The organism is Nonomuraea sp. NPDC001699 (genome assembly GCF_053596455.1).
Map to the genome: position 1 here is coordinate 74,830 of NZ_JBSFGF010000002.1, position 25,346 is coordinate 100,175.

At 71.8% G+C, this 25,346-nt stretch carries 28 protein-coding genes; 16 read left to right on the forward strand and 12 right to left on the reverse strand.

Going from position 1 to position 25,346, the window contains the following annotated elements; all coding sequences use genetic code 11:
• Window position 1 precedes the first annotated feature (1 nt).
• Window positions 2-445 (reverse strand): VOC family protein, encoded by a 444-nt coding sequence (locus ACWCSU_RS05820; RefSeq protein ID WP_357698778.1) that lies wholly within the window; start codon window positions 443-445, stop codon window positions 2-4.
• Window positions 446-533: 88 nt separating this feature from the next.
• Complete coding sequence (locus ACWCSU_RS05825; RefSeq protein WP_357698775.1) at window positions 534-1,109, reverse strand: CGNR zinc finger domain-containing protein; 576 nt, start codon at window positions 1,107-1,109, stop codon at window positions 534-536.
• Between the two features lie 97 nt (window positions 1,110-1,206).
• On the opposite strand from ACWCSU_RS05825, the gene ACWCSU_RS05830 reads away from it, so the two are divergent.
• Entirely contained in the window at window positions 1,207-1,836 is a 630-nt protein-coding gene (locus ACWCSU_RS05830) for a TetR/AcrR family transcriptional regulator (protein ID WP_449933830.1), read from the forward strand.
• Entirely contained in the window at window positions 1,833-3,314 is a 1,482-nt protein-coding gene (locus ACWCSU_RS05835; RefSeq protein ID WP_449933832.1) for an FAD-dependent monooxygenase, read from the forward strand. Before ACWCSU_RS05830 ends, ACWCSU_RS05835 begins: the two co-directional genes overlap by 4 nt.
• Here the strand turns inward: ACWCSU_RS05835 and ACWCSU_RS05840 are convergent.
• Window positions 3,273-3,884 (reverse strand): TetR/AcrR family transcriptional regulator, encoded by a 612-nt coding sequence (locus ACWCSU_RS05840; protein WP_357698769.1) that lies wholly within the window; start codon window positions 3,882-3,884, stop codon window positions 3,273-3,275. The two genes, ACWCSU_RS05835 and ACWCSU_RS05840, sit on opposite strands and share 42 nt — an antisense overlap.
• Window positions 3,885-3,922: 38 nt before the next feature.
• On the opposite strand from ACWCSU_RS05840, the gene ACWCSU_RS05845 reads away from it, so the two are divergent.
• Both ACWCSU_RS05845 and ACWCSU_RS05850 read left to right on the forward strand, forming a co-directional pair.
• Window positions 3,923-4,372, forward strand: a complete 450-nt coding sequence (locus ACWCSU_RS05845; RefSeq protein ID WP_357698766.1) for a hypothetical protein — start codon at window positions 3,923-3,925, stop codon at window positions 4,370-4,372.
• Between the two features lie 38 nt (window positions 4,373-4,410).
• The gene (locus ACWCSU_RS05850) at window positions 4,411-5,175 is read left to right on the forward strand and encodes a class II aldolase/adducin family protein (RefSeq protein WP_357698764.1); all 765 of its coding nucleotides are present in this window, start codon (window positions 4,411-4,413) and stop codon (window positions 5,173-5,175) included.
• 28 nt (window positions 5,176-5,203) lie between these two features.
• On the opposite strand, the gene ACWCSU_RS05855 is transcribed toward ACWCSU_RS05850, so the two are convergent.
• A complete protein-coding gene (locus ACWCSU_RS05855) occupies window positions 5,204-6,154 on the reverse strand; it encodes a GlxA family transcriptional regulator (RefSeq protein WP_357698762.1) in 951 nt (316 codons plus the stop codon).
• A gap of 71 nt (window positions 6,155-6,225) precedes the next feature.
• Here ACWCSU_RS05855 and ACWCSU_RS05860 point away from each other — a divergent pair, with 71 nt between their 5' ends.
• Window positions 6,226-7,494 carry an MFS transporter gene (locus ACWCSU_RS05860; protein WP_449933836.1) on the forward strand — a complete coding sequence of 423 codons (1,269 nt, stop codon included), beginning with the start codon at window positions 6,226-6,228 and terminating at the stop codon, window positions 7,492-7,494.
• Window positions 7,494-8,159 (forward strand): peptidyl-tRNA hydrolase, encoded by a 666-nt coding sequence (locus tag ACWCSU_RS05865; RefSeq protein WP_449933838.1) that lies wholly within the window; start codon window positions 7,494-7,496, stop codon window positions 8,157-8,159. The genes ACWCSU_RS05860 and ACWCSU_RS05865 overlap by 1 nt, the downstream gene beginning before the upstream one ends.
• Here the strand turns inward: ACWCSU_RS05865 and ACWCSU_RS05870 are convergent.
• Complete coding sequence (locus ACWCSU_RS05870; RefSeq protein ID WP_449933839.1) at window positions 8,149-9,114, reverse strand: DUF3616 domain-containing protein; 966 nt, start codon at window positions 9,112-9,114, stop codon at window positions 8,149-8,151. The two genes, ACWCSU_RS05865 and ACWCSU_RS05870, sit on opposite strands and share 11 nt — an antisense overlap.
• A gap of 170 nt (window positions 9,115-9,284) precedes the next feature.
• Here ACWCSU_RS05870 and ACWCSU_RS05875 point away from each other — a divergent pair, with 170 nt between their 5' ends.
• From ACWCSU_RS05875 to ACWCSU_RS05900, 6 genes are all read left to right on the forward strand, one after another.
• Window positions 9,285-10,067 carry a hypothetical protein gene (locus ACWCSU_RS05875; RefSeq protein WP_449933840.1) on the forward strand — a complete coding sequence of 261 codons (783 nt, stop codon included), beginning with the start codon at window positions 9,285-9,287 and terminating at the stop codon, window positions 10,065-10,067.
• 37 nt (window positions 10,068-10,104) lie between these two features.
• Window positions 10,105-12,024: an ATP-dependent zinc metalloprotease FtsH gene (gene ftsH / locus ACWCSU_RS05880; protein WP_449933841.1), complete on the forward strand. Its 1,920-nt coding sequence runs from the start codon at window positions 10,105-10,107 to the stop codon at window positions 12,022-12,024.
• Window positions 12,025-12,123: 99 nt separating this feature from the next.
• Window positions 12,124-12,714: a DUF937 domain-containing protein gene (locus tag ACWCSU_RS05885; protein WP_449933843.1), complete on the forward strand. Its 591-nt coding sequence runs from the start codon at window positions 12,124-12,126 to the stop codon at window positions 12,712-12,714.
• Between the two features lie 28 nt (window positions 12,715-12,742).
• Window positions 12,743-13,324, forward strand: coding sequence for a Maf family protein (locus ACWCSU_RS05890; RefSeq protein WP_357698741.1), 582 nt, complete (start codon window positions 12,743-12,745; stop codon window positions 13,322-13,324).
• Window positions 13,325-13,334: 10 nt separating this feature from the next.
• Window positions 13,335-14,111: an EI24 domain-containing protein gene (locus tag ACWCSU_RS05895; protein ID WP_449933846.1), complete on the forward strand. Its 777-nt coding sequence runs from the start codon at window positions 13,335-13,337 to the stop codon at window positions 14,109-14,111.
• 111 nt (window positions 14,112-14,222) lie between these two features.
• Window positions 14,223-15,326 (forward strand): DUF4192 domain-containing protein, encoded by a 1,104-nt coding sequence (locus ACWCSU_RS05900; RefSeq protein WP_449933848.1) that lies wholly within the window; start codon window positions 14,223-14,225, stop codon window positions 15,324-15,326.
• 44 nt (window positions 15,327-15,370) lie between these two features.
• Here the strand turns inward: ACWCSU_RS05900 and ACWCSU_RS05905 are convergent, their stop codons facing one another.
• A complete protein-coding gene (locus ACWCSU_RS05905) occupies window positions 15,371-15,715 on the reverse strand; it encodes a hypothetical protein (RefSeq protein ID WP_352327808.1) in 345 nt (114 codons plus the stop codon).
• 130 nt (window positions 15,716-15,845) lie between these two features.
• Between ACWCSU_RS05905 and ACWCSU_RS05910 the strand changes: the two genes are divergently transcribed.
• Window positions 15,846-16,442 (forward strand): DUF1707 and DUF4870 domain-containing protein, encoded by a 597-nt coding sequence (locus tag ACWCSU_RS05910; RefSeq protein ID WP_357698733.1) that lies wholly within the window; start codon window positions 15,846-15,848, stop codon window positions 16,440-16,442.
• Between the two features lie 228 nt (window positions 16,443-16,670).
• On the opposite strand, the gene ACWCSU_RS05915 is transcribed toward ACWCSU_RS05910, so the two are convergent.
• The 3 genes from ACWCSU_RS05915 to ACWCSU_RS05925 all read right to left on the reverse strand — a co-directional run bounded on the left by ACWCSU_RS05915 (window position 16,671) and on the right by ACWCSU_RS05925 (window position 19,864).
• Window positions 16,671-17,465: a septal ring lytic transglycosylase RlpA family protein gene (locus tag ACWCSU_RS05915; RefSeq protein WP_449933850.1), complete on the reverse strand. Its 795-nt coding sequence runs from the start codon at window positions 17,463-17,465 to the stop codon at window positions 16,671-16,673.
• Window positions 17,466-17,829: 364 nt separating this feature from the next.
• Entirely contained in the window at window positions 17,830-19,353 is a 1,524-nt protein-coding gene (locus ACWCSU_RS05920; RefSeq protein WP_449933852.1) for an ATP-dependent DNA ligase, read from the reverse strand.
• A 136-nt stretch (window positions 19,354-19,489) separates the two neighbouring features.
• Window positions 19,490-19,864 (reverse strand): FKBP-type peptidyl-prolyl cis-trans isomerase, encoded by a 375-nt coding sequence (locus ACWCSU_RS05925; protein ID WP_352357863.1) that lies wholly within the window; start codon window positions 19,862-19,864, stop codon window positions 19,490-19,492.
• A 19-nt stretch (window positions 19,865-19,883) separates the two neighbouring features.
• On the opposite strand from ACWCSU_RS05925, the gene ACWCSU_RS05930 reads away from it, so the two are divergent.
• Window positions 19,884-20,060: a hypothetical protein gene (locus tag ACWCSU_RS05930; RefSeq protein WP_449933854.1), complete on the forward strand. Its 177-nt coding sequence runs from the start codon at window positions 19,884-19,886 to the stop codon at window positions 20,058-20,060.
• A gap of 52 nt (window positions 20,061-20,112) precedes the next feature.
• On the opposite strand, the gene ACWCSU_RS05935 is transcribed toward ACWCSU_RS05930, so the two are convergent.
• A complete protein-coding gene (locus tag ACWCSU_RS05935; RefSeq protein WP_357698723.1) occupies window positions 20,113-21,552 on the reverse strand; it encodes a GuaB1 family IMP dehydrogenase-related protein in 1,440 nt (479 codons plus the stop codon).
• A gap of 96 nt (window positions 21,553-21,648) precedes the next feature.
• Between ACWCSU_RS05935 and ACWCSU_RS05940 the strand changes: the two genes are divergently transcribed.
• A complete protein-coding gene (locus tag ACWCSU_RS05940; protein WP_357698721.1) occupies window positions 21,649-22,101 on the forward strand; it encodes a GyrI-like domain-containing protein in 453 nt (150 codons plus the stop codon).
• A 144-nt stretch (window positions 22,102-22,245) separates the two neighbouring features.
• Here ACWCSU_RS05940 and ACWCSU_RS05945 read toward each other — a convergent pair whose 3' ends face one another.
• Window positions 22,246-22,764, reverse strand: coding sequence for a TetR/AcrR family transcriptional regulator (locus ACWCSU_RS05945; RefSeq protein WP_357698719.1), 519 nt, complete (start codon window positions 22,762-22,764; stop codon window positions 22,246-22,248).
• A gap of 83 nt (window positions 22,765-22,847) precedes the next feature.
• On the opposite strand from ACWCSU_RS05945, the gene ACWCSU_RS05950 reads away from it, so the two are divergent.
• A complete protein-coding gene (locus ACWCSU_RS05950) occupies window positions 22,848-24,077 on the forward strand; it encodes an FAD-dependent monooxygenase (RefSeq protein ID WP_449933857.1) in 1,230 nt (409 codons plus the stop codon).
• Between the two features lie 68 nt (window positions 24,078-24,145).
• Here the strand turns inward: ACWCSU_RS05950 and ACWCSU_RS05955 are convergent, their stop codons facing one another.
• Window positions 24,146-25,267 carry a CaiB/BaiF CoA transferase family protein gene (locus ACWCSU_RS05955; protein ID WP_449933859.1) on the reverse strand — a complete coding sequence of 374 codons (1,122 nt, stop codon included), beginning with the start codon at window positions 25,265-25,267 and terminating at the stop codon, window positions 24,146-24,148.
• Between the last annotated feature and the right edge of the window lie 79 nt (window positions 25,268-25,346).

Genomic DNA, 25,346 nt, shown 5'->3' on the forward strand with positions numbered 1-25,346 from the left:
TTTAGAAGAATCCGCAGGTCGGGGCGCCGGCAGTGGGGGCGGGGCGGTCACCGGCGGCGCCGGGTGCGGAGATCTCCAGCCGGATGCCGTCGGGGTCCTCGAAGAACACGCCGCCGGAGGTGGCGCCTTCGCCGTGGGGGACCACGCCGCCGTGGTGCAGCGTCGCGCCGATCTCCCGCACGACCTGCTCGGCCCTGCGCACCGCGGCGAGGTCCTCTACCTGGAAGGACAGGTGGTGCAGGCCGGGCAGGGCGGTGGGGAAGCGGCCGTCGCTCTGCTGCCAGAGCGTCACCACGAGCTTGCCGTCCTGGGCGAGGAGGGCGTAGCGGCGGCCGTCCTCCTGGGACTCGCTCGCGACGGTGAAGCCGAAGACGCGGCCGTAGAACTCCTTGGACCTGTCGAGGTCGGTGACATTGAGCCCGACGTGCCCGGTCTGGAATGACATACGACTCTCCTCGTCTAACGCTTGCACGGCTGTCTTGCCGTTAGAAAACAATATAACGGCAAAACCGACTCGGTGGCGTTAGATGAAACTATTTCTTGTGCTCCCGGTAGTGGCGGGCCGCCCGCGCGCGGTTGCCGCAGGCCGGCGAGCACCACTCCTGGCGCGCGTGCTCCTTGACGAAATAGAGCACGCAGCGCGGAGCTCCGCAGGTGCGCAGCAGGGTGTGGTCGGGCCCGGCCAGGAACTCGACGGCCGCGACGGCCAGCCGCCCCCGCAGGCGCGTGGACGGGTTCGCCTTCACGGCCGGGACCAGGGTCAGCGACGGCTCGCCGGTCCACGACAGCTGCGGAGCGGTGGGGGCGGCCAGGGCGGTCGCGTTCACCAGGGCCAGCGACTCGGCGAAGCCGGGCAGGCGGCCGGCGTCCGCGACGCTCGGCGGGTCGGGGGCGATCGCCCTGGCCAGGAGTGCCCTGACGGCCTGGCGCAGCCGTACGGTCTGCTCGCGCAGCTCCTCCGTGGCGGTGAAGTCGGGCGGGACGCCCAGGTCGGCCGCGTGCTCGCGGACCCATTCGGTCATCGCACCGGCGTCGCGCAGCCGGTCGACGGGGCCCGAGCGGTCGGCCCTGACCGTACCGGCGAACTCCATGGTCAGGATGGTGGACATGCCTCCAATCTAACGCCGGCCAGCACCTTTTTCCGTTAGTAAAAAAATGCTGATCCGGAAAGATTGCGTACTCCGCAAAAGTGCGTATTCTGAAAGAGTGAGCGGACTGAGGGAACGGAAGAAGCAGGCGACCCGCGAGGCGCTGATGGACGCGGCGCTCCGGCTGGCGTTGGAGCGCGGGCTGGAGAACGTCCGGGTGGAGGACGTCGCCGACCTGGTCGGCGTGTCGCCACGCACGTTCAACAACTACTTCTCCAGCAAGTACGAGGCCCTCGCCGCCCGCCACACCGACCGCGTCCGGCGGACGGTGGCCGTGCTGCGCGCCCGTCCGGCGGCCGAGCCGCTGTGGGAGGCGCTGGTCGCGGCGGTCGCCGAGCCGTGGGAGCAGGCCATGGCCAGCCCCGCGCCGCCCGACGCCGACCGGCTGGCCCTCACCCGCCTGCTGGCCGGCGAGCCCGCGCTGCGCGCCGAGGCGCTCAAAGCCCAGTTCGCGGCCGACGGCGAGCTGGCCGCGGCCGTGGCCGAGCGCACGGGCGCCGACGCGGGCCGCGACCTCTACCCGCACCTGGTGGCGGCCACGGTGAGCGCCGCCGTGCAGGTCGCCGTGGGCCACTGGCTGCGCTCCGATCCGCCCGTCCCGCTGGTGCCGCTGCTGCGCGAGGCCCTGGGCTGCCTGGCCGCCGGACTGCCCGCCCCCTGCCCCTCGCCCGAAGGAGAGACCTCGTGACCCGACAAGAGCTCACGACCGTCGACGTCGTCGTCGCCGGCGGCGGCCCCAACGGCCTGATGCTGGCCTGCGAGCTCGGCCTGGCCGGAGTGCGGTCCGTCGTGCTCGAACGCCTGCCCGTCCGCAGCGACCAGCCCAAGGCCAACGGCATCATCGGCCAGGTCGTCGGCCTGTTGCACCAGCGCGGCCTCACCACGGCGCCCGCGCCCGTGCCCGCGTTCGTCTTCGGCGCCATGCCGCTCCACCTGGCCGGGCTCGACGGCAATCCGCTGCGCGCCCTCGGCGTCCGGCAGCCGGAGCTGGAGGAGCTGTTCGAGCGGCGGGCCGTCGAGCTGGACGCGGAGATCCGGCGCGGCCACGAGCTGACCGGTTTCGAGCAGGACGGCGAGGGCGTCACGCTCTCGGTGTCGGGCCCCGAAGGCCCCTACGAGCTGCGTACGCGCTACCTGGTGGGCTGCGACGGCGCCCACAGCCTGGTCAGGAAGCGGTCCGGCATCGGCTTCCCGGGGGTGCGCGCGGCCGACGTCGTCAGCCGTACGGCCCACGTCACCGTGCCGGGAGCGGTCATGAGCCCCGGCACGGTCGAGATGGACGTGCCCGGCCACGGCACGTTCGTGCTCTACACCTGGCACCGGACCGAGCGCGGCGCGTACGCGATGTTGCCCGCGGGGCCGGGCGTGCTCTCGGTCACCTCGATGGAGTGGGGCGGCGAGATGCCCGGCGACGACGAGCCGATGACCGTCGGCGAGCTGCGCGCGAGCCTGGCCCGCGTGCTCGGGGCCGACCTCCCGCTCGGCCCGCCCACCGGCGAGGGCCCCCACCTGCTCAGGCGCCTGAACGGCCGCGAGACCCGGGTGGCCGACCGCTACCGGGCGGGCCGCGTCTTCGTGGCGGGCGACGCCGCCCACGTGCACTCCGCCATGGGCGCTCCCGGCCTCAACCTCGGCCTCCAGGACGCCGCCAACCTGGCCTGGAAGCTGGCCGCCGAGCTCCAGGGCTGGGCGCCGGCCGGGCTGCTCGACACCTACGACGCCGAGCGCAGGCCCGCCGCCGAGCGGGTGGCCATGCACTCCAGCGCCCAGCTCGCCCTGGCCGCGCCGGGCCCGGACGTGACGGCCCTGCGCGAGCTGTTCGCCGAGCTGCTGGGCGACGACGCCAACCGGCGGCGCTTCGCCGCGCTCCTGGCGGGCTCCGACCTGCCCTACCCGACGCCCGGCGACGGGCATCCGCTGGCCGGTCGGTTCCTGGCCGACCTGCCGTCGGAGCCCGCCTCCCGGGCCCGGCCGCTGCTGCTCGACCGCACCGGCGAGCTGCGCGTACGCCACGAGCGGGTCGAGACGGTCACCGTGCCGTCGTGCCCGGCCGAGGCCGTGCTGGTGCGCCCCGACGGCTACGTGGCCTGGGCCGGCACGCCGGACGAGACGCTGACGTGGGCGCTAGAGACGTGGTTCGGCAAGGGTGTCGAGGTGACGGCGTAGGCAGCGGCGCATCAGGGCGGGCGTCATCCGCTCGGGGTGCAGCACGCCCTCGACCGTGAGCCCGTCGATCAGCGCGCACAGCCGTTCGGTCTCCACCTCGACGTCGCCCAGGCCGCCGTGCGCGGCGATGCCCTCGACGATGCGGCCGACCAGCCGGCGCATGCCGTCGTACGCCTCGCGGGCCAGGGGACGCAGCTCGGGCCGGGTGCGCGCGGCCGTCGTGAAGGCCAGCCAGACGGCCGCCTCCTCCAGGCGCGGCTCGTCCAGCGGCAGCAGCTCCGACAACATCAGCTCGACCCGCTCGGCCCGCTCCTCGCCGTCCTGCGCGGCGAGCAGCGGGCCGACGCGTTCCTCCAGGCGCGCGCCGACCCGCTCGATCGAGGCACGCATCGCGAAGGTCATCAGCTCGGTGTGCCCGGCGAAGTAGTGGCGCACCGAGCCGATGGCCAGCCCGGCCTCCTCCGCCACGTTGCGCAGCGACGCCTGCTCGAACCCGGCGCGGCGCACGACCCGGAACACGGCGTCGGCCACCTCGTCGCGGCGGGCCTCGGGATCGACGACTTTCGGCATGTTGTTCTTTATAGCACGCCCCTGCTACTTTATTTAGCATGGACGTGCTACTAATCGCCGCGCTCGTCGTCTACGCCGTCGCCAGGCGCATGATCGGCCAGCCGCTCATCGCCAAGGACGTGTACGCGCCGCCGGTCATCCTCATCGGCATCGGCCTCCACGGCCTGCTCGACGTGCACCCGACCGTTCTCGACGTCACGTGGCTGGCGGTCACCGCCCTGATCGGCGTGGCCTTCGGCGCACTCAGGGCGGCCACCACGCAGGTGTTCCCCAAGGACGGCGTGCTCTGGCAGCGCTACACCTGGAAGACGCTGGTCGTGTGGGCCGTGACGTTCGCGATCAGCTTCGGCGTGGGCGCGCTGGCGCTGGCCGCCGGCATGCACGAGGAGGTCAGGTCGATCCCGCTGTCGATCGGCGTCGGCCTGCTCGGCGAGGCCCTGGTGATCCTGGCCAGATCGCGGACGGCGGGCGTGCCGTTCAGGCGCTAGTCTGCGGTCAGAACAACATTCTGTGCACGAGGAGAGCCATGCCGGACAACCTCATCTTCCGCCTGCCGCCGACGTTCGAGACGATCGAGGAGGAGCGGCGGCACCGCAAGGAGCGGCTCGCGGCGGCGCTGCGCATCTTCGGCAGGTTCGGGTTCGAGGAGGGCGTGGCCGGGCACATCACCGCCCGCGACCCCGAGCTGAGCGACCACTTCTGGGTCAACCCGTTCGGCATGTCGTTCAAGCACGTCAGGGTCAGCGACCTCATCCTCGTCAACCACGAGGGCCAGGTCGTCGAGGGCCGCTACCACGTCAACGAGGCCGCCTTCGCCATCCACTCCCAGGTGCACCAGGCCCGTCCCGGCGTGGTCGCGGCCGCCCACAGCCACTCCATCCACGGCCGCGCCCTGTCGGCGCTCGGCCAGACCATCGAGCCCATCACCCAGGACGCCTGCGCCTTCTACCAGGACAACGCGCTGTTCGACGACTACACGGGCGTCGTCACCGACCTGGAGGAGGGCAAGCGCATCGCCGCCACCCTGGGCGGCAACAAGGCCCTCGTGCTGCGCAACCACGGCCTGCTGACCGTCGGCGACACGGTGGACGCGGCCGCCTGGTGGTTCATCACCATGGAACGCTCGGCGCAGGTGCAGCTCCTCGCCAAGGCCGCCGGGCAGGTCGTGCCCATCGAGCCCGACAACGCCGCCCTCACCCACCAGCAGATCGGCAACGACCTGGTCGGCTGGATCAACTACCAGCCGTTGCACGACCAGATCGTGCGCGAGCAGCCCGACCTGTTCGAGTAGGCCCTGCCGCGCCTTCCCGGCGGGCGGCTCAGGAGCGGCGGAAGGTGTGCCGGTAGGTCAGCGGCGCGACGCCGACGGCCGCGTGCAGGTGCTGGCGGAGCGAGACCGCCGTGCCGAAGCCGGAGCGCCTGGCCACGTCCTCCACGCCGAGGTCGGTGGTCTCCAGCAGGCGCCTGGCGTGGCCGACGCGGTGGCCGGTCAGCCATTTGGCCGGGCTCATCCCGGTCTCCTCGCGAAAGCGCCTGGTGAAGGTGCGCACGCTCATCCTGGCGTGGCCGGCCAGCGCGTTGAGATCGAGCGGGGCGTCGAGGTGGGCCAGCATCCAGTCGCGGGTCGCGGCGGTGCCGCCGGCGTCGTCGTGCGGCAGGGGACGCTCGATGTACTGCGCCTGGCCGCCGTCCCGCCAGGGGGGCATCACACAGCGGCGGGCGGTCCGGTTGGCCACCTCGGCGCCGTGGTCGCGCTTGATCACGTACAGGCACAGGTCGAGGCCCGCCGCGACGCCGGCCGAGGTCAGCACGTCGCCGTCGTCCACGAACAGCACGTCGGGGTCCAGCTTGACCAGCGGGAACAGGGTGGCGAACCGGGCCGCCTCGCGCCAGTGCGTGGTGGCCGGGCGGCCGTCCAGCAGGCCCGCCGCCGCCAGGACGAACGCGCCCGTGCAGATCGACATGACGCGCGGGCGGTCCTGAAGGGCCGCGCGCAAGGTGGCGGTGATCGTGCCGTCCTTCATCGCCCGGCCCCCGTGGATGCCCGGGACCAGCACCGTGTCGGCCGTGTCGAGCACGTCGAGGTCGTGGTCGGGCAGCACGGTGTAGCCGGCCGTGCAGCGGACCGGCTCGCGGTCGGGGGAGCAGGTCACGACCTCGTAGAGCTTCTCGCCGTCCGGCGTCTCGGCCGACTGGAAGACCTGGCCGGGCACGCCGAGGTCGAGCGGGGCGAAGTTGTTCAGCACGACGACCGCGACTCGGTGGGCCATGGCCTGATTCTTGCACATATTGGCTTTCGGGCCACTCGCGCCACTAAATGGCTGTAAATCAGGATTGGCGCATGACGTTGAGCACCACCCCCGCCCCCACGCGGACCCCCAGGATCCACCGCGCCTGGTGGGTCGCGGCCGTGGCCTTCGTGGCCATCCTCGGCGCGGCCGGCTTCCGCGCCACCCCCGGAGTGCTGATCACCCCGCTGCACCACGAGTTCGGCTGGAGCACGGGCACGATCTCGCTCGCCGTGTCGATCAACCTGGTGCTCTACGGGATGACCGCCCCCTTCGCCGCCGCGCTGATGGACCGCTTCGGCATGCGTCGCGTGGTGTCGCTGGCGCTGCTGCTGGTCGCGGTCGGCAGCGGGCTGACCGTGATCATGACGGCGAGCTGGCACCTGCTGCTGTTCTGGGGCGTGTTCATCGGGCTCGGCACCGGGTCGATGGCTCTGGTGTTCGCCGCCACGGTGACCGACCGCTGGTTCGTCCGGCACCGGGGGCTCGTCACCGGCATCCTGACCGCGGCGGGCGCGACGGGGCAGCTGATCTTCCTGCCGGTGCTGGCCCAGCTCGCCGAGGGGCCGGGCTGGCGGGCCGCGTCCCTGACGGTGGCCGCCGCCGCGCTGGCGGTGGTGCCGTTCGTCTGGTGGCTGCTGCGCGACCGCCCCGAGGAGGTGGGCACGACGGCTCTCGGCGCCGAGGCGGACGCCGTACGGACGAGGCCGGCCGCCGGGAACGCGGCGGCGCGGGCGCTGACGGTGCTGCGCTCGGCCGCGCGCACGCGCGCCTTCTGGTTCCTCGCCGGCGGCTTCGCGATCTGCGGCATGAGCACGAACGGCCTGGTCGGCACCCACTTCATCCCGGCCGCGCACGACCACGGCATGGCCGAGCCGGTCGCCGCCGGGCTGCTCGCGATCATCGGCGTCTTCGACATCGTCGGGACGGTCGCCTCCGGCTGGCTCAGCGACAAGATCAACCCCAAGCTGCTGCTCGGCGTCTACTACGGCCTGCGCGGCCTGTCCCTGATGCTGCTGCCCGGCCTGTTCGCGGCCAGCACCGAGCCCAGCATGCTGATCTTCATCGTGTTCTACGGCCTGGACTGGGTGGCCACCGTGCCCCCCACCGTCGCCCTGTGCCGCCGGATCTACGGCCAGGACGGCGCCGTCGTGTTCGGCTGGGTGTTCGCCTCGCACCAGGTGGGCGCCGCGATCGCCGCCGTGGGCGCGGGCCTGACCCGCGACCGGCTCGGCGCCTACGACCTGGCCTGGTACGCCGCCGGCGCCCTCTGCCTCCTGGCCGCGGGAATGTCCCTGGCCATCCGGCATGCTAGACGGTGATGAACGAGACCGAACTGATGGTCCTCCCCCTCGTGGTCAGGATCGAGAGGGCCGCTCCCCCCGAGCGCACCGACGCGCTGGAGGCCGCCGCCATGGCCGTGCTGAGCCTGCTGGACGACCCGGGGGAGTGGGCCGCCGAGCTGCACGCCTGGCAGTCCACCGGCAAGATCCGCAAGGTGGTGCGCCGCGCCAGGGGCGCCGAGTGGCGCAGGGCCGCCGCGCTGCCGGGCCGCACGATCGAGCACCGCACGGCGGAGGTGCGGGTGCACCCGCCCGTCCCGCTCGACGCCTGGCCCAGGGATCTGGCGCGGCTCCAGGTGGGCGGCACCGAGCTGAGTGACACGGCCGAGCCCGGCGAACCGTCCGGCCCGCCGGTCCTGTGGGAGAACCCCAGGCTGACCATGTCGGCGGGCAAGGCCATGGCCCAGGCCGGGCACGCCGCGCAGCTCGCCTGGTGGGCCAGCGACGAGGCCGAGCGGGCCGCCTGGCGGGCGGACGGCCTGGCGGTCTCCGTGCGCGCCGCGCCGGACCGGGACGACTTCGACGCCAAGGTGGCCGCCGGGCTGCCCGTGGTGCGCGACGCCGGGTTCACCGAGATCGAGCCGGGGTCGTGCACGTTCGTCGCCGAGGCGCCCTGGCTCCTCGGGCGGGTGGCTAGATCGTGAAGATGTCGGCCAGCACGCCGCCCGCCGGGGTGATCCGGGCGGGCGACGGGCTGTCGTAGACGACCATGAGCCGGCCGTCGGGCAGCACGGCCAGCCCTTCCGGGTGGTCGTCGCCGACGCCGTAGGGCAGCTCCAGGACGGTCTCCAGGTCGTGTGCGGGCACGAGCCCGCCGCCCTGCCGTTCCCGCCAGCGCACGACCCGAACGGGGCCGTCCAGGCTCATGGTGGGGCCGGTGAGCAGCAGCAGGTCGCCGCCGTGCGGGCACATGTCCCGCACGCCCAGCCCGCCGAGGTCGAGGAAGTGCTTGCGGTACGGCCCGTCGAGCCGTAACCGGCCGCCGCCGTCGTCCACGGGCCGGATCTCCAGCACCACCGCCCAGCCGCGCAGCACCGGCCCGCGCAGCCCCAGGTAGACCCGCTCGCCCACGACCGCGATGCCCTCGATGTCGAGCCCGTTGTCCTTGCCCGGCAGCGCCAGGAACGGCGCCAGATGGCGGTCGTCGGCCAGCATGGCGGCGACGTTGCGTCCGCCGGACAGGATCGCGCCGGGCAGCGGCCGTTCGCCGGTCTCGTCGAGCGGCAGTCGGACCAGGATGAACCGGTTCTCCTCGCGGACGACCGTGCCCAGCCTCCTGATCGACTTCTCCGGCTCGCCCGGCTTGGCCTTGCGGCGTTTGAGGCTGTGCGAGCCGACCGCCCACAGGTGGCCGTCGGCCCTGGCCAGGCCCTCGATGTCGGCCTCGTCGAAGCGCCCGGCCGGCAGCTCGACGTAGTCGGCCAGGGCGAACGAGCGCTCGTCGCCGAAGTGGTCGCCGGTCCAGGTGAGCCGTTCGACGGTGGCGGTCTCGTCGCCGGCCACCCACAGGCCCGTCGGCTCCCACCTGACCGCCGAGAGGTTCGTGTGCGTCTGGGCGAACCGGGAGTCCTCGCCGAACCGCAGTTCCACCTGTTCCACCCCGTCATGATTGCACTTCGGTCGCTTCACACACGCAATGGCGGGATATGTCGTACGCTCCCGTCGTGCTCCATGGGGAAGATGAGACCGAGGGTTCACGAGTGAGAACCACAGACCGCCCTGCGACCCCCGTTTCACCGCCCAGGCGCTCCCGCATCGGCGATGTCCGGATGCGGTCGATCTATCGGGGGCTCGCCGTCGTGGCGGCCGTGGCGCTCGGCGCCACGGTGATCGTCCTGGCGCTCCCGTCCGGGCCGGACGAGGTCGTGGCGGGGCCGGTAACCGCGCCGCCGGCCGCACCCGCCTCGTCCGCTCCGGCCCCCACGTCGTCGGCCACCCCCACGCCGACGTCGTCCCCCACTTCCTCGCCCCCCGTCCCGACCCCCACACCGTCGCCGGGCTCCTCCCTCGCGCCCGGTTACACCGCCATGCAGGCCCTGTACGCCGACCCGCGCGTGCCCCGGCTGACCGGCCGCGTCAAGCGCATGGCCCTGCCCCGGCCGGCCAGGAGCGTGGTGAAGGACAGGCGCACCGGCCTGGCCGTGCCCCGGCTGGGCAAGCCGTGGAAGACGCACGGCGCGGCGCCGTTCACCAGCAAGCAGGTGCTGCCGGCGGCGCGCGGCGGCAAGCTGCGCGGCATGCTCGTGACCTGCCCGCTGCCGATCATGGAGCAGAGGTCGCCGCGCGACACGGCGCTGCTGGCCGCCCGCTGGACGCTCAACCACCACCCCAAGGGCTCCAAGATCAGCTGGCTCGCCTCGCAACGGGTTAAAACCGGATGGATGCTCGTATATCGCGTCAAATACGGCAAACATTCGTCAAGAGCGGCCGTCGTAGTCATGGACGGGGGAATGAGCAAGCCAGGACTTGCGTTCGTCACAGTGCCTGACTCGCAGAGAAAGCGTTGGCGTGATATTGGCCGCGTGGTCTCGGGAGTGCGTGTTCTAGGCTAGAAAGATCATGTATGCGGCGATGTGGGGGAGTGACGCCGTGGAACGCTCTGGACCGCCGCAGGCACCGAACAAGGGCAAGGTCAAGCCGCCCTGGCGCTCGGAGGGCCTGCCCGGTTCGCCTGGCGGGCGGCCCAAGATCAACTGGTGGCGATTCGTCGTCACCCTGCTCGTGGTGTACGCGGGCTTCTTCGTCGTGTCGTCCTTCGTGGACAGCAACTCGGTCGAGACGATCTCGTACACCGAGTTCACCAAGCAGGTCGACGCCAAGAACGTCAAGGACATCTACGCCCAGGGGCTGTCGGTCGAGGGCGACCTGAAGAGCTCGGCCAAGAACCCCGAGAGCAGCGAGTCCTACACCAAGTTCCAGACCGAGATCCCCGCCTTCGCCAACACCGACCAGCTCGACCAGCAGCTCAAGTCGGCCCAGGTGGAGACCACCTCCAAGCCGCTGACCCGGGGCTTCTTCTCCAACCTGCTGCTGTCGCTGCTGCCCGTGCTGCTGCTGGCCGGCCTGTGGATCTGGGTCATGCGCCGCGGCGCGAGCATGATGGGCGGCGGCCTGAGCGGGCTCGGCAAGTCCAAGGCCGCCAAGCCGGTCGAGGCCGGCAAGGTGCGCGTCACGTTCGACGACGTCGCCGGCATCGACGAGGTGGAGAACGAGCTCGTCGAGGTCGTCGACTACCTGAAGGACCCCGGCAAGTACCGCAGGCTGGGCGCCAAGCTGCCCAAGGGCGTGCTGCTGGCCGGCCCTCCCGGCACCGGCAAGACGCTGCTGGCCAGGGCCGTGGCGGGCGAGGCGAAGGTGCCGTACTTCTCGGCCAGCGCCTCCGAGTTCATCGAGATGATCGTCGGCGTGGGCGCCTCGCGCGTGCGCGACCTGTTCGAGGAGGCCCGCAAGGTCGCCCCCTCGATCGTGTTCATCGACGAGATCGACGCCATCGGACGGGCCCGCGGCGGCGCGGGCGGCATCGGCGGCCACGACGAGCGCGAGCAGACGCTGAACCAGATCCTCACCGAGATGGACGGCTTCTCCGGCGCCGAAGGTGTGATCGTCATCGGGGCCACCAACCGGCCCGAGATCCTCGACCCGGCGCTGCTGCGTCCCGGGCGCTTCGACCGTACGGTGCAGGTGGGCCTGCCCGACGCGGCCGGACGTACGGCGATCCTGGAGGTGCACTCGCGCGGCGTGCCGCTCGACGGCGAGGTCAGCCTCGACCGCATCGCCAAGACCACCCCCGGCATGACCGGCGCCGACCTGGCCAACCTGGTCAACGAGGGCGCACTCCTCGCCGCCAAGCGCGGCAAGGAGAAGGTCGACATGTCCGACTTCGCGGACGCGCTGGAGAAGCTTCAGCTCGGCGCGGCCCGCAGCATCGTGATGCCGGAGGAGGAGCGCACCCGCACCGCCTTCCACGAGGCCGGACACGCCCTGCTCGGCATGCTCCAGCCCGGCGCCGACCCGGTCAGGAAGATCTCGATCATCCCGCGCGGCCGGGCGCTCGGCGTCACGCTGTCCACCCCCGACACCGACCGCTACGCCTACGACGAGCAGTACCTGCGCGGCCGCATCACCGGCGCGCTCGGCGGCATGGCGGCCGAGCAGGTGGTCTACGGCGTCATCACCACCGGCGCCGAGAACGACCTCGAACAGGTCACCATGATCGCGCGCGGCATGGTGGGCCGATGGGGCATGTCGGAGAAGGTCGGCCCGCTGACCATCCTGCCCAACGACGGCTCCGCGCCGCAGGCGTCGCCGGCCACCCTCGCCACGGTGGACGAGGAGGCACGGCGCATCGTGGACGAGTGCTACGAACGCGCCGTCCAGGTGCTCACCGAGAACCGGGAACGGCTCGACGGCATCGTCGCGGCCCTGCTCGAACACGAGACGCTCGACGAGGTGAGCGCGTACGCCGCCGCCGGCCTGGCCAGCGGCAGCAAGCAGCCCGCCCTCGACTGAACCCCGGGAAACGCGGCTTTCCCGAGACTTAGGGGAACCCCGGCCTTGGCTCGATCACGGCCGGGGAACGTCTCCCGCGACTCAGATCGGGGGACCGTCTTGACACTGAATGACGAGCTTCTCGCCCAGCTCGGCGACTCAGGGGTGGACCAGATCGCCGGGATGCTCGGCACCGACACGGCCACGGCGCGCAAGGTCGTCGAGGCCGTGGCCGGCACGGTCCTCGGCGGCATGGCCCGCAACGCCGAACACCCCGACGGCGCGGAGGCCCTGCGCGGCGCCCTCGAAGACCACGTCGACACCGACCCCTTCAACGGGGACGTGGCCTCGCTGACCCGCGACGGCCACAGCATCCTCGGCCACGTCCTCGGCGGCCAGGGCACCGAACGGGCCGCCGCCGGGCTCTCGCAACTGGCCTGCGTCAGCTCCGGCACCATCATGAGACTGCTTCCCCTCGTCGCCCCCATGGTCATGTCCCTGCTGGCCAACCGCGCCGCCAAGGCGAACATGGACGCCTCCGCCCTCGCCGCCGAACTGTGCCAGGAGCACGCCTCGCTGCCCGGCGGCCTCGGCCACCTGCTCGACGGCCTGCTCAGCGGCATCTTCGGCGGCGCCGTCCCGGCCCAGGGCGGCCCGTACGACCCGGCCGACCGGCAGCCCGCCAGAGGGACCCCCAACCACGACTGGTGACCGCGCGGGCCTTCGGTAAGCTGGGACGGTGATCGTTCTGGCCTCTGCCTCTCCCACCCGCCTCACCGTGCTGCGCAACGCCGGCCTCGACCCCAAGGTCATCGTCTCCGGCGTCGACGAGGACGCCTACACCGCGCACTCGCCGGCGGCGCTCAGCCTCGTCCTGGCCAGGGCCAAGGCGGAGGCGGTCGCGAGCGGGCTGGAGGAGGGGCTGGTCATCGGCTGCGACTCGATCCTCGAACTCGACGGCCGTCCCTACGGCAAGCCGGGCACCGCCGAGGAGGCCGTCGAGCGGTGGCGCATCATGCGCGGGCGCACCGGCCGCCTGGTGACCGGCCACTGCGTGATCGACGTGCCGGCGGGGCGGCAGGCCGCCCAGGTGGCCAGCACCGTGGTGCGCTTCGGCCAGCCGTCCGAGGACGAGATCGCCGCCTACGTCGCCACCGGCGAGCCGCTCGGCCTGGCCGGCGGGTTCAGCATCGAGGGGCGCGGCGGCTGGTTCGTCGAGGGCATCGAGGGCGACCACGGCAACGTGCTCGGGGTGTCCCTGCCGCTGCTGCGCGAGCTGTTCGACGAACTGGGTTACGCGGTCACGTCGTTCTGGCGCTAGCCTGCCGGGCATGCGATCTCTGCGCGACTTCGCGGCCGGTGTCGGCTTCTTCTTCCAGGGTCTCGGATGGGTGTCGCGGCACGGCCGGTGGTGGCTGTTCGGGCTGATCCCGGCGGTGATCGCGTTCGCCGTCTACGTGGTGGCGCTGATCCTGCTCGGCACCCACGCCCGCGACCTGGCCGAGTTCTTCACCCCGTTCGCCGACTCGTGGAGCTGGGTCGACCTGTTCCGCACGCTGGTGGGCATCGCGATCTTCCTCGGCGGGCTGGCGCTGGCGGTGCTGACGTACGCGGCGCTGACGCTGGCGATCGGCGAGCCGTTCTACGAACGGCTCTCGGCCGAGGCCGACCCGCTGCCCGGGGCGGTGGAGCAGCCGTGGTGGCGTACGCTGCCCCGTTCGATCCGGGACAGCCTGATCACCCTGTTCTACGTGCTGCTCCTCACCGTGCCGCTGTTCTTCCTGGGGTTCGTGCCGGTGATCGGCCAGACGGTGGTGCCCGTGGTGGGGGCCTTCGTCTCCGGGTTCTTCCTGACGGTCGAGCTCACCACGCTGGCCCTCGAACGCCGGGGGGTGTCCAGAAAGGAACGCTTCGCGCTGCTGCGCCGGAACATGGCGACCACGCTGGGGTTCGGGGTGGTCGGCTTCCTGCTGTTCCTGGTGCCGCTGGTGGCGGTCGTGATGATGCCGGCGGCGGTGGCGGGCGCCGCCCTCCTCGTACGCGCCCGCATCGCCCCCACCCCACCCCCCACCCCAGCCCCGACCCCCCTGACCCCACCGTCCCCCTGACCCCGACGACACCCCACCCGGTTTTCCACAGGGCGGGCGGCGGGGCGCTTCTCGTCCACAGAACGGCGCTCGGGCGTTCTCGGGTCGGGCCTTCCCGGCACCCTGGCGCTCATGACGACCAACGCCCCGGCCCCCTGCCTCACCCTGACCAGCCCGGCCGACATCCTGGCCGCAGTCCCCTACCTGGTCGGCTTCCACCCCCATGACAGCCTGGTCGTGATCGGCCTCCACCACGGCCAGGCCAAGGTGGCCGCGAGGTGGAGCCTCCCCTTCCCCCGGGGCACCCTCGCCCCCCTCACCGAGCTCTTCGCCCGCGAAGGCATCACCGAGATGGTCGTCGTCGGCTACGGCGGAGGCGAGACGGTGACCCCGGCCGTCGACGAGGCCAGGCTCGTGGCCACCGCGTCGGAGATCCACGTGGGCGACGCGATCCGCGCCCATGAAGGGCGCTACTGGTCCTACGTCTGCGAGCTTCCCCGTTGCTGCCCGCCCGAGGGCACCCCCTACGACCCGACCACCAGCCAGATCGCCGCCGAGGCGACGGTGCGCGGCATGGTCGCCCTTCCCGACCGCCGCAGCCTGGAACGCACGATCGCCCCGGCAACGGGCCCGGTCCGCATGGCGATGCGCCGGGCCACCGCGGCCGCCGTGGCCGAGGTGCGAGCCCGCCTGACAGCAGCCCCCGACCTGGACACCTTCGCCCGGAGCTACGTCGCCGACGCGCTCACCGAAGTCCGCGCGAGCCTGACCGCCCACTCCGCCGGCGTCCGCCTCGACGACGTCGAAGCCGCCCGGCTGGGCCTGGCCCTGAGCGTGATCAGAGCCCGCGACGAAGCCTGGACCACGATGCGGGACGCCCACCTGCCCCTGTGGAAAGACCTCACGCGCCGCCTGGAACCCCGCTTCGTCCCACCGGCCGCCTCCCTGCTGGCCATGGCCGCCTGGCGCACGGGCGACAACATCCTCGCCACCATCGCCCTCGAACGCGCGCTCACCACCGACCCCCACTACTCGATGGCCAACCTCCTGATGCACGCCCTGCGGAGCCTGCTCTCACCCGCCATCGTCCGAGACCGCCTCCCCACCCCCGCCGAGCTCGACACCGCCATGGGCCCGGCCAACGGCGGCTGGCTGGTCCCCATGCTCGGCCTGCTCGACGACGACCCGTCCCCGCACGGGCCCGTCCGGCACCGGGGGCCGGGTGGGAGCGCATGAAGAAAGGGCGCCGGTCACATCGACCAGCGCCCTTTCCACCAGAACTACAGGCTGCCTTCTTCACGGCGGCGGCGCTCGTTGTACGCCCGCATCCGAGGGGGATAGCCCGTCAGCTGCACGTCGTACACCGGTAACGCCAGATCTCGGGCGACCTTGTGGATCACCGCGGGCGACCCGACCCTCCGCCTGGTCCACTCGCCGTCGTCAGCCACCGCCACAGCGGTCGTGTCGGTGGCGAACGTCTCCGGCTCGACGTAGAACTCGACGCCACGCCGCGAACGTGCGAAGGCGATGAGCGCTTCGATGTCGGCATCGGTCGCCTCGCGGTCGAACCGCGCGATCTTCTGGCCGCGCAGCCGACGGATACCGTAGCGGTCTCGCCATCTCATGAATCCTTTTTATACCGTCTGGAGCTCTGGCGTCGGGGATGATCTCGGGGACAGCTCCGGGTTTCTCCCGATGGCACGTCCGGCTCCGAGGACGCAGTATGAAGGTTGACCGCCGATTCCAAGGAGAGGCATGACCATCATGGCTGGGGTACCCAAGACCCCGGGGCCGGGACAGGTGCCGCCAGCTCATCTGCGCGTCACCGACCTGGACCGAGAGCACGTCGTCGAGCACGTCAAGGCCGCCTACGCGGAGGGCCGGTTCGACAAGCTGGAGTTCGACGACCGGCTGGGGCGCGCGATGACCGCCCGTACCCACGGTGACCTGATGCCCATCATGAACGAGCTGTACGGGAGGACGGCGGTGCCCGGCTTCGCGCCGCCGATGCCGCAGCCGGTCCGTCCGGTGCGGGCCTCGGAGAGCAACGAACGCCTCCAGGCCGCGTTCGGCCACCTGCTGATTGCCGTCGGGATCCCGGTCGTCGGTCCGTTGATCCTGCTGCTCACCGCGGCCAAGACGTCGCCGTACCTGCGACGGCAGGCACTTGAGGCCCTGAATTTCCAGCTCACCGTGGTGGGGGCGACGTTCATCCTGCCCTTCACCGTCATCGGCATCGTGCTTCTGCCGGTGATCTGGGTCGCCGCCGTCGTCCTGGGCATCGTCGGGGGCATCTCCGCCCTGTCGGAGAGCGCCTTCCGCTACCCGCTGACGGTCCGGCTGGTCAAATAGCCGCACCCGCTGCCCTCAGGGGAAAGGGCTCAGGCCGGGGGATGTGCCGGGGCGCGGGCGGGGGATGCTCGGGGCGTTGGTGGGGAATGCCCGGGGCGCGGGTGGGCGGGGGCCGGGTGAAGCGGGGTTGTCGGGGGATTCGTGGTGGGTGGTGTTGGGGGAGGGCCCGGCCCGCCCCCGGATGGCGAACAGGCGGGGGCGGGGCCGAGACGAGGGCCGGAGGGGCGGTCAGCGGGCCAGGACTTCGTAGCGGACGGTCATCACGCCCGAGCTCAGACTGCCGATCGCGTCGAACGCGGCCGTGGAGAGGTCGAGACACCGGCCGCCCACGTACGGGCCGCGGTCGTTGATGCGCACGGTGACCGACGAGCCGTTGCGCGGGTTGGTGACGCGGACGCGGCTGCCCAGGGGAAGGGACTTGTGGGCGGCGGTCATGGCGGAGGGGTTGAAGCGTTCGCCGCTGGCCGTCATCTGGGGCTCGCCGTAGTACGAGGCGCCACAGGTCCCGGAGGACAGGACGCGGACCTTCGGCTTCGTCGTCCTGAGCTTGACCGGCTTGACGGTCTTGGCCGTCTTCGCTGTCTCGGACGCCGGCGTCTCGGTGGCGGCGGGCTGTGCGGCGGCGGGCGCCTTGGGCGCGGGGGCGTCGCCGTGCGGACTGTCCGGGACGGACTTCGCGCCGGGCTCCGAAGCGGTGGCGGTCGAGGCGTCGGGGCTCGAAGCGGTGGCGGTCGAGGCGCCGGGGCTCGAAGCGCTGGGGCTCGAAGTGCTGGGAGCCGGGGTGATGGGCTTGGCCTGGGAGACCTGGGCCGCGCCCGGCGGGTTGGCGGTGCGGGCCGAGGTGGCCGCGGTGGCGGCGTCCTTGGCGGTGGTGGTGGCGGGGGCGTCGTTGCCGACGGCGGCCCAGGCGGTGGTCGAGGCGGCGGCCACGACGGCGGCGCCTGCGGCGATGGCGGTCCAGCGGCGCTTGCCCGGGGAGAGCTTGCGGTCGTTGGGGGACGATTTGTGGGAGTGCTGGCCCAAGGTAAACCACGGTCCTAGCTAGGGGACATGAAAGGGAAAGGCCAGGTCATGGGGGTGTGGAGGCGCGTGACGGCCTGTCCGCCCGCAAGGGATGGGGATCCGGCGGGCGAGGAAGAACATATGCGACAAACGGCAGGTAAAGACAACTTAATGCGACATACAGTGACATATCTCTCTTAAGGGCGCAAGAGGCCCAGAACGCCGAGCGTATGCCGAGGATCTTGGGGTTTCTGGAGAACGGCAGAACTCGCGAAAGACCACGGGACAGGAGATTCCGGCCTCAAGCCGTAAGAGGGAGATCCACGGGGCAACCCTCGCTCCGGACGTCCAATCCGTCCGAGGAGAGTGAACGGGAAGATCGGTCTCAGAACATCAGGGAGCGGACGGTGTCCACGGTGTCGGCGTCCTCGGCGCGCTTGTCCGGCCGATAGCGCAGCACCCGGGCGAAGCGCAGCGCCATCCCCCCGGGGTAGCGCGGCGAGCGCTGCACGCCGTCGAAGGCGATCTCCACGACCAGCTCGGGCCGGAGCTTGACCGCCCATTCGTCGGTGGGGCCGTCGGCGAGTTCGAGGAACCGCTCGGTCTGCCAGGCCAGCAGCTCGTCGGTGAGCCCCTTGAACGTCTTGCCGAGCATGACGAACCCGCCCTCGGGGTCGCGCGCGCCCAGGTGGAGGTTCGACAGCTTGCCCTGGCGCCGGCCATGGCCCCACTCGGCCGCCAGGACCACCAGGTCGAGGGTGTGCCGGGGCTTCACCTTGACCCAGCCCGCGCCACGCCGGCCGGCGGCGTAGGAAGCGGACAGGGATTTCACCACCAGGCCCTCGTGGCCCGCCTTGACCACGTCCGTGAAGAACTTCTCCGCCTCCGCCACGTCGGCGGTGATCAGCCGCGGCGTCAGCAGGCCGGGCGGGACGGCGCGGGCCAGGGCCTCCTGGCGCTGCGAGTACGGCAGGTCGAGCAGGTCGGCGCCGTCGGCGCGCAGCGCGTCGAAGAAGAACACGCTGAGCGGGGTCTGCTCGCGCAGCCTGGCGACGTCGGTCTTGCTGGAGACGCGGCTCGCGGTCACCTGGAACGGGTGGGGACGCCCGTCCGGCCGCAGCGCGAGAACCTCGCCGTCGAGCACCAGGTCGGCGCAGTCGAGCCCGAGCACCGCCTCGACCAGCTCGGGCACCTGCGCGGTGATGTCGTCGAGCGTGCGGGTGAAGACCCGCACCTCCGCGCCCGAGCGGTGGGCCTGCACGCGCACGCCGTCGAGCTTCCACTCCAGGGACGCGGGCGTGCCCGCCTTCTCCAGCGCGGCGGTCACGTTGGGGGCACTGCCCGCGAGCATGGGGGAGACCGGCCGGCCCACCTCCAGCTTGAACGCGTGCAACGCCGTCACGCCGCCCGTCAGCGCCGCCGCGCCCACGGCGGGCAGCCAGCCGCGCAGGGTGAGCGCGCGCCGCACGTCGGCCGACGGCGCACCGGACGCCTTGGCCAGCGCTTCGATCATCACGCCGTCGAGGGCGCCCTGACGCAGTTCGCCGTTGAGCAGCCTGCGCATGAACTGCTGCTCCTGGCTGGTCAGCCCCGCGAACAGCTCGGCGACCAGCGCCCTGCGCGCCGCCTGCGAGCCGGGGCCGGAGATGGCCTTGATGCGGGTCAGCAGCGCGTCGACGGCCGTCAGGGTGGCGGTGGCCGCCAGTTTGGGCTGCGGGACGTCCTCCAGCGAGCGCCAGCCCACGCCCACCTGGCGCTGCGGCAGATCGCCCGACAGGTAGGCGATGGCGATCTCCGCCTCGTCCGGGCCGACCCGGGCGAGCAGCTCGGCCAGATGGCCGACCTTGCCCAGCCGTGCGGAGGTGCGCGTCACCGCGTCGGAGGTACGGACCACGTCGATCAGAAGCACACCGCTATCGTGCCTCACCACGCCGACATTTCCCCACCCGATTTGTCCCGGGTTTTGCCAAAGCGGGGGAAGCCGCGGAAGCAGGGAGACCCAGGAAGCCGGGCGGGCCGCTGTCGGCGGCCCGCCCGTTCCCGGTCTAGCTGACGCCGAGCAGGTCGACCACGAAGATCAGCGTCTCGCCGCCCTTGATGCGCGGCGGCGCGCCGCGGTCACCGTAGCCGAGGTGCGGCGGGATGACGAGCTTGCGACGGCCGCCGACCTTCATCCCGGCGACCCCGCGGTCCCAGCCCGCGATGACGCGGCCGCCCCCGAGCGGGAACTCGAACGCCTGGCCGCGGTTCCACGACGCGTCGAACTCCTCTCCGGACGAGAACGAGACACCCACGTAGTGGACGCTGACGTTGTGGCCCGGCTTGGCCTCGGGGCCAGTGCCTTCGACGAGGTCGACGATCTCCAGATCGGCGGGCGGGTTGCCCTCGGGGAAGTCGATCTCAGGCTTCTCGAGTGCCACGAATGTGCTCCTGTTGACGATGACAATAACCCGACGACTCTATGCCGTCGGGATATCGTCGTCGTTCACGGCCGCCCTTTCTCCCGGCGCCGTGCTGGTCACCGGGCGCGTCGCCGTGGTCACCGGCGCGGTGCGGGGCATCGGGCCGACGATCGCCGAGATGTTCGCCGCCTGCGACCCCGCCTGGCCCCGGTAGGCCGCGCCCGAGCACGGCGAACCCAGCGCACCAACGGAGGGTGCCGGGTGGGTCACCAGCTTTGGTGCAGAGGCATGCCTTCCGCGTAGCCCGACGAGCTCTGGATGCCGACGACGGCCTGGCGGTGGAACTCCTCCAGGTTCGCCGCGCCCGCGTACGTGCACGACGACCGCAGGCCCGCGACGATCCCGTCGATCTGGTCCTCCACGCTGGGCCGCTTGGGGTCGAGGTACATGCGCGAGGTCGAGATGCCCTCCTCGAACAGCGCCTTCCTGGCCCGGTCGTAGGCGGAGTCCTCGGCGGTCCTGAGCCGTACGGCCCGCGAGGAGGCCATGCCGAAGTTCTCCTTGTACTTGCGCCCGTCGGCGTCGGTACGAGCGTCGCCGGGCGACTCGTACGTGCCGGCGAACCACGAGCCGATCATCACGTTGGACGCCCCGGCGGCCAGCGCGAGCGCCACGTCCCGAGGGTGCCGGACGCCGCCGTCCGCCCAGACGTGCCTGCCGAGACGGCGGGCCTCGGCCGAGCATTCGAGCACCGCCGAGAACTGCGGACGCCCGACGCCGGTCATCATCCGCGTGGTGCACATGGCGCCCGGCCCCACGCCGACCTTGAGGATGTCGGCCCCCGCCTCGACCAGGTCGCGCACGCCCTCGGCGGTCACCACGTTGCCCGCCGCGACCGGTACGCCGGGGTCGAGCGCCCGTACCGCGCGCAGGGCGGCGATCATCTTCTCCTGGTGGCCGTGGGCGGTGTCCACGACCAGGCAGTCGGCCCCGGCCTCCAGCAGTTCCTTGGCCTTGGCGGCGACGTCGCCGTTCACGCCGACGGCCGCGGCGATGCGCAGGCGGCCCTGGGCGTCGAGTGCGGGCTGGTAGAGCGTGGCGCGCAGCGCGCCCGTACGGGTGAGGATGCCGACCAGCCGGCCGTCCTCGTCCACGATGGGCGCGAGGCGGTGACGTCCTCCGTGCAGGCGGTCGAAGGCGGCGCGCGGGTCGAGCCCGGCGGGCAGCGTCAGCAGCTCGCTCGACATGACCTCGGACAGCTGCGTGTACATGTCCACGCCCTGGCAGTCGGCCTCGGTCACCACGCCGACGGGACGGTTGTCCCAGTCGACGACGATGACCGCGTTGTGGGCGCGCTTGGGCAGCAGTTGCAGCGCCTCGCCCACGGTGTCGTGCGGGGTGAGGGTGAGCGGGGTGTCGTGGACCAGGTCGCGCTTCTTGACCCAGTCGACCACCTCGGCGACGACGTCGAGGGGGATGTCCTGGGGGATCACGGTGATCCCGCCGCGGCGGGCCACGGTCTCGGCCATGCGGCGGCCGGCGACCGCGGTCATGTTGGCGACGACGAGGGGGATGGTGGTGCCCGTGCCGTCGTTCGTGGAGAGGTCGACCGCGAGCCGCGATCCGACCGAGGAGCGCGACGGCACCATGAACACGTCGCTGTAAGTCAAATCGTAACGAGGCTCTTGGTCATTGAGAAACTTCACGTTCATCCATCTTATGGGGTGACAGGTTCAACAAGGGGTTTCCCCCTTTCTCCGGGGCTTATGATCGGCCGGGGACACATTTGGGGGAGGGAAGTCGTGGATATCGTCGAACGGGCCGAGCTGACCGTGGTGGGCTTCGCCGTACGCACGACGAACGCCGACGAGGCGGATCCGGCGCGGGCGACGCTGCCCGCGCTGTGGCAGCGGGCGGGCGCGCCGGGGGCCTTCGCGCACGTGCCGGGCCGTGTCGACGAGAACCTCTACGCGGTGCTCACCGACTACGAGAGCGACCACACCGGCGCTTATACGCAGATCGTCGGAATCGGCGTGCGCACGGTGCCGCGGCTGCCCGAGGGCATGGTGGCGGTGCGCGTGCCGATCGCCAAGTCGCTGCGGCTGCAGGCCCGCGGGCCGATGCCGCAGGCGCTGATCGAGGCGTGGCAGCAGGTGTGGCAGTTCACCGAGTCGGGCGGCCAGCCCTCCCGCGCCTTCACCACGGACCTGGAGGTCCACCACCCCGAGGGCGCCGACCTCTACGTGGCCGTCTAGGTCACACCCCGAGGGCGCCGACCGTCCAGGTCACCCCCGAAGGCGCCGACCTCCACGCGGCCGTCCCGGCCGCACCCTGAGGGCGCGGCCGTTCAGGTCGCTTGGCGAGGGGGTGAGGGGGCGAGGTTCGCGTGGTCGGCCGGGTCAGAGGCCGAGGGCGTCGGCTGCCGCTGCGACGGCCGTCGGTTTGACGTCCTCCAACGGGAGGCCGGCGTATTCGACCGTGCAGTCGGCCATGCCGCCGAGCGCCACCGTGGCCCGGATCTGCTGGGCCTGCGTGAGGTCGGGCCCGAGCAGCAGGGCGATCAGCTCGCGCCGCCATTCGAACATGCGCTGACCGAGATCGAGGTAGGACAGGATCGAGATGTCGCGCACCATCATCCCGGTCACGTCGCGGTGGCGCCACATGAGCTCGAAGTAGTCGTCGAGCAGCGCGCGCGGGTCGCCGGGCTGCCGCCTGGCGGTGAAGCGCTCGAAGTCCTCCACCAGCGGCTGCACGATGCTGCGCACCAGGTCGTCGCGCGAGGCGAAGTGGTAGTAGAGCGCGGGCTTGGTGATGCCCAGCCGGTCGGAGATCTGGCGCAGGCTGGTGTTCTGCACGCCCTGCTCGGCGAACAGCTCGCGGGCCACCGCCTGGATGCGGGACTTGGTGTCACTGGGCATGGCAGAAGTTTATCCCTTACCTACCGTTAAGTAAGGACGCGTGCTAGCGTGGACTTACCAACCGTTAAGTAAGGAGAGCGGCCATGAAGGTCCTCGTCTCGGGAGCCAGCGTCACCGGGCCGGTGCTGGCGTACTGGCTGGCCAGGTACGGCTTCGAGGTCACGGTCGTCGAACGCGCCCCGGCGCTCAGGAAGTCGGGCGGCCACGCGGTCGACCTGTTCAAACCGGCCATGGACATCGTCGAGAAAATGGGCGTCCTGAGGCCGATCATGGCGAAGAAGACCGGCACCGACTGGCTCAGGGTCCACCGGGAGGGCCGGGCGCGGCCCGTGGAACTGGAGCTGCGCCGCGTCCTCACGGCCGTCTCCGACCGGCACGTCGAGATCATGCGCGACGACCTGAGCGAGGTCCTCCATGAGGCGACCCGCCACGACGCCGCCTACGTCTTCGGCGACTCCATCGCCTCGATCTCCGAGGACGGCGAGGTGTGCTTCGACAGTGGCCGGCAGGAGCGCTTCGACCTGGTGATCGGCGCCGACGGGCTGCACTCCAACGTGCGCCGCCTGACCTTCGGCCCCGAGGAGCGCTTCACCTCCTGGATCGGCGCCTACCTCGCCGTCGCCTCCGTCCCCAACTTCCTGGACCTGGACGGCCGGATGGAGGCCATGGCGGGCGAGGGCTGGATGGCCGCCGTGTACAGCGCCGCGCACATGGACGACGCGCGGGCCGGCTTCCTGTTCAGGACGCCGGAGCCGCTCGACTACCACCACCGGGACGTGGCCCGTCAGAAGGAACTGCTGCGCGAGCGGTTCGGCGGCCTGGGCTGGCAGGTCCCCAGAATCCTGGACGAGCTGGACCGCACGCCCGCCTTCTACTTCGACTCCATCACCCAGCTCAGGCTCGACTCCTGGTCGCGTGGCCGGGTGACGCTGGCCGGGGACGCCGGTTACTGCCCGGGCCCGGCCGTGGGCGGCAGCACGAGCCTGGCGGTGGTGGGGGCGTACGTGCTGGCGGGCGAGCTGGCCGCGCACGGCGGCGACCACCGGACCGCCTACCCCGCCTATGAGGCCGAGATGGGCGATTACGTGCGCCGCAGCCGCTCGTTCGCCCGCCGTGCGGCCAGGGGCATCGTGCCGGGGAGCCGGTTCGACCTGTGGGCGCTCACCCAGGGCATCCGGCTGGTCAGCCACGTGCCGGTCGCCCTCACCAGGGCCGCGACCAAGATCAGCAGCAAGGGCGTGCGCCTGCACGACTCGATCACCCTCAAGGACTACACGGCCCACACATGCCCGGCGACGCCGTCACACCCCTGACGAGCGCCCAGGAACGCCCAGAGAACGCCGTCACGCCCCTGACCGAACGCACGCCCGGGAATGCCGGCTCAGGCCAGGACGCCCTGCTCGCGCAGCTTGTCCGCCTCCTCCGCCGACAACCCCCAGGCGGACAGGTCCGCGAGGCGCGTGGCCGGCGACAGGTCCGGGGCCGGCGTGCCGAGCAGGCGCGGCGCGGGCATCGGCTGGGTCGCGCCGCCGACCTCGGTGAACGTCCCCCGGGCGACGTTGTGCGGGTGCCGCGCGGCCTCGGCCATGGACAGGACGGGGGAGACGCAGGCGTCCGACCCCTCGAACAGGGCCTCCCACTCGGCGCGGGTGCGCTTGGCGAACTCCTCGGCCAGCCGGGCCTTGAGGGCGGGCCACTGCGTCCTGTCGTTCCTGTCGGGCAGGCCGGTCAGGCCCATCAGGTTCACCATGGCGTCCCAGAACTGCGGTTCGAGCGAGCCGACCGCCACGTGGCCGCCGTCGGCGGTCTCGTAGGTGTCGTACTGGGGGGCGCCGGTGTCGAGCAGGTTGGTGCCGCGCGGGCCCCAGAAGCCGCTCTGCGCGGCCTGGTAGAACATCGAGAACAGCACGGCGGCGCCGTCCACCATGGCGGCGTCGATCACGCGCCCCTTCCCGGTGCGCTCGCGCTCGAACAGGGCCAGCAGCACGCCGTAGGCCAGCATGAGGCCGCCGCCGGCGAAGTCGCCGAGGATGTTGATCGGCGGGGTCGGCCGGTCGTCCTCGCGGCCGAGCATCGACAGCACGCCGGAGATCGCGATGTAGTCGATGTCGTGGCCGGCGGTGGGCGCGAGCGGGCCGTCCTGGCCCCAGCCGGTCATCCGGCCGTAGATCAGCCGCTCGTTCACCGCGTGCAGGTCGGCGGGGCCTATGCCGAGCCGTTCGGCGACGCCGGGGCGGAACACCTCGATCACCACGTCGGCGTTGCGGGCCAGTTCCTTGAAGGCGGCCACGCCCTCGGGCGACTTCAGGTCCAGGCCGATCGTCCGCTTGCCGCGGTCCATGACGTCCGTACGGGGTCTGTCGGACACCGCCTTCACCCGGTCGACCCGCAACACCTCGGCGCCGTGGTCGGCCAGCATCATCCCGGCGAACGGCCCCGGGGCCAGCCCCGCGAGCTCCAGAACGCGCACTCCGGCCAGCGGACCGCCACTACCCTTCGACATGGACATCTCCTCGACAGCGTCACAAGGGGGCTCAGAACCTGCCCCAGTAGAACAACCTTCGGCGAGTCGTGGCAAGCGG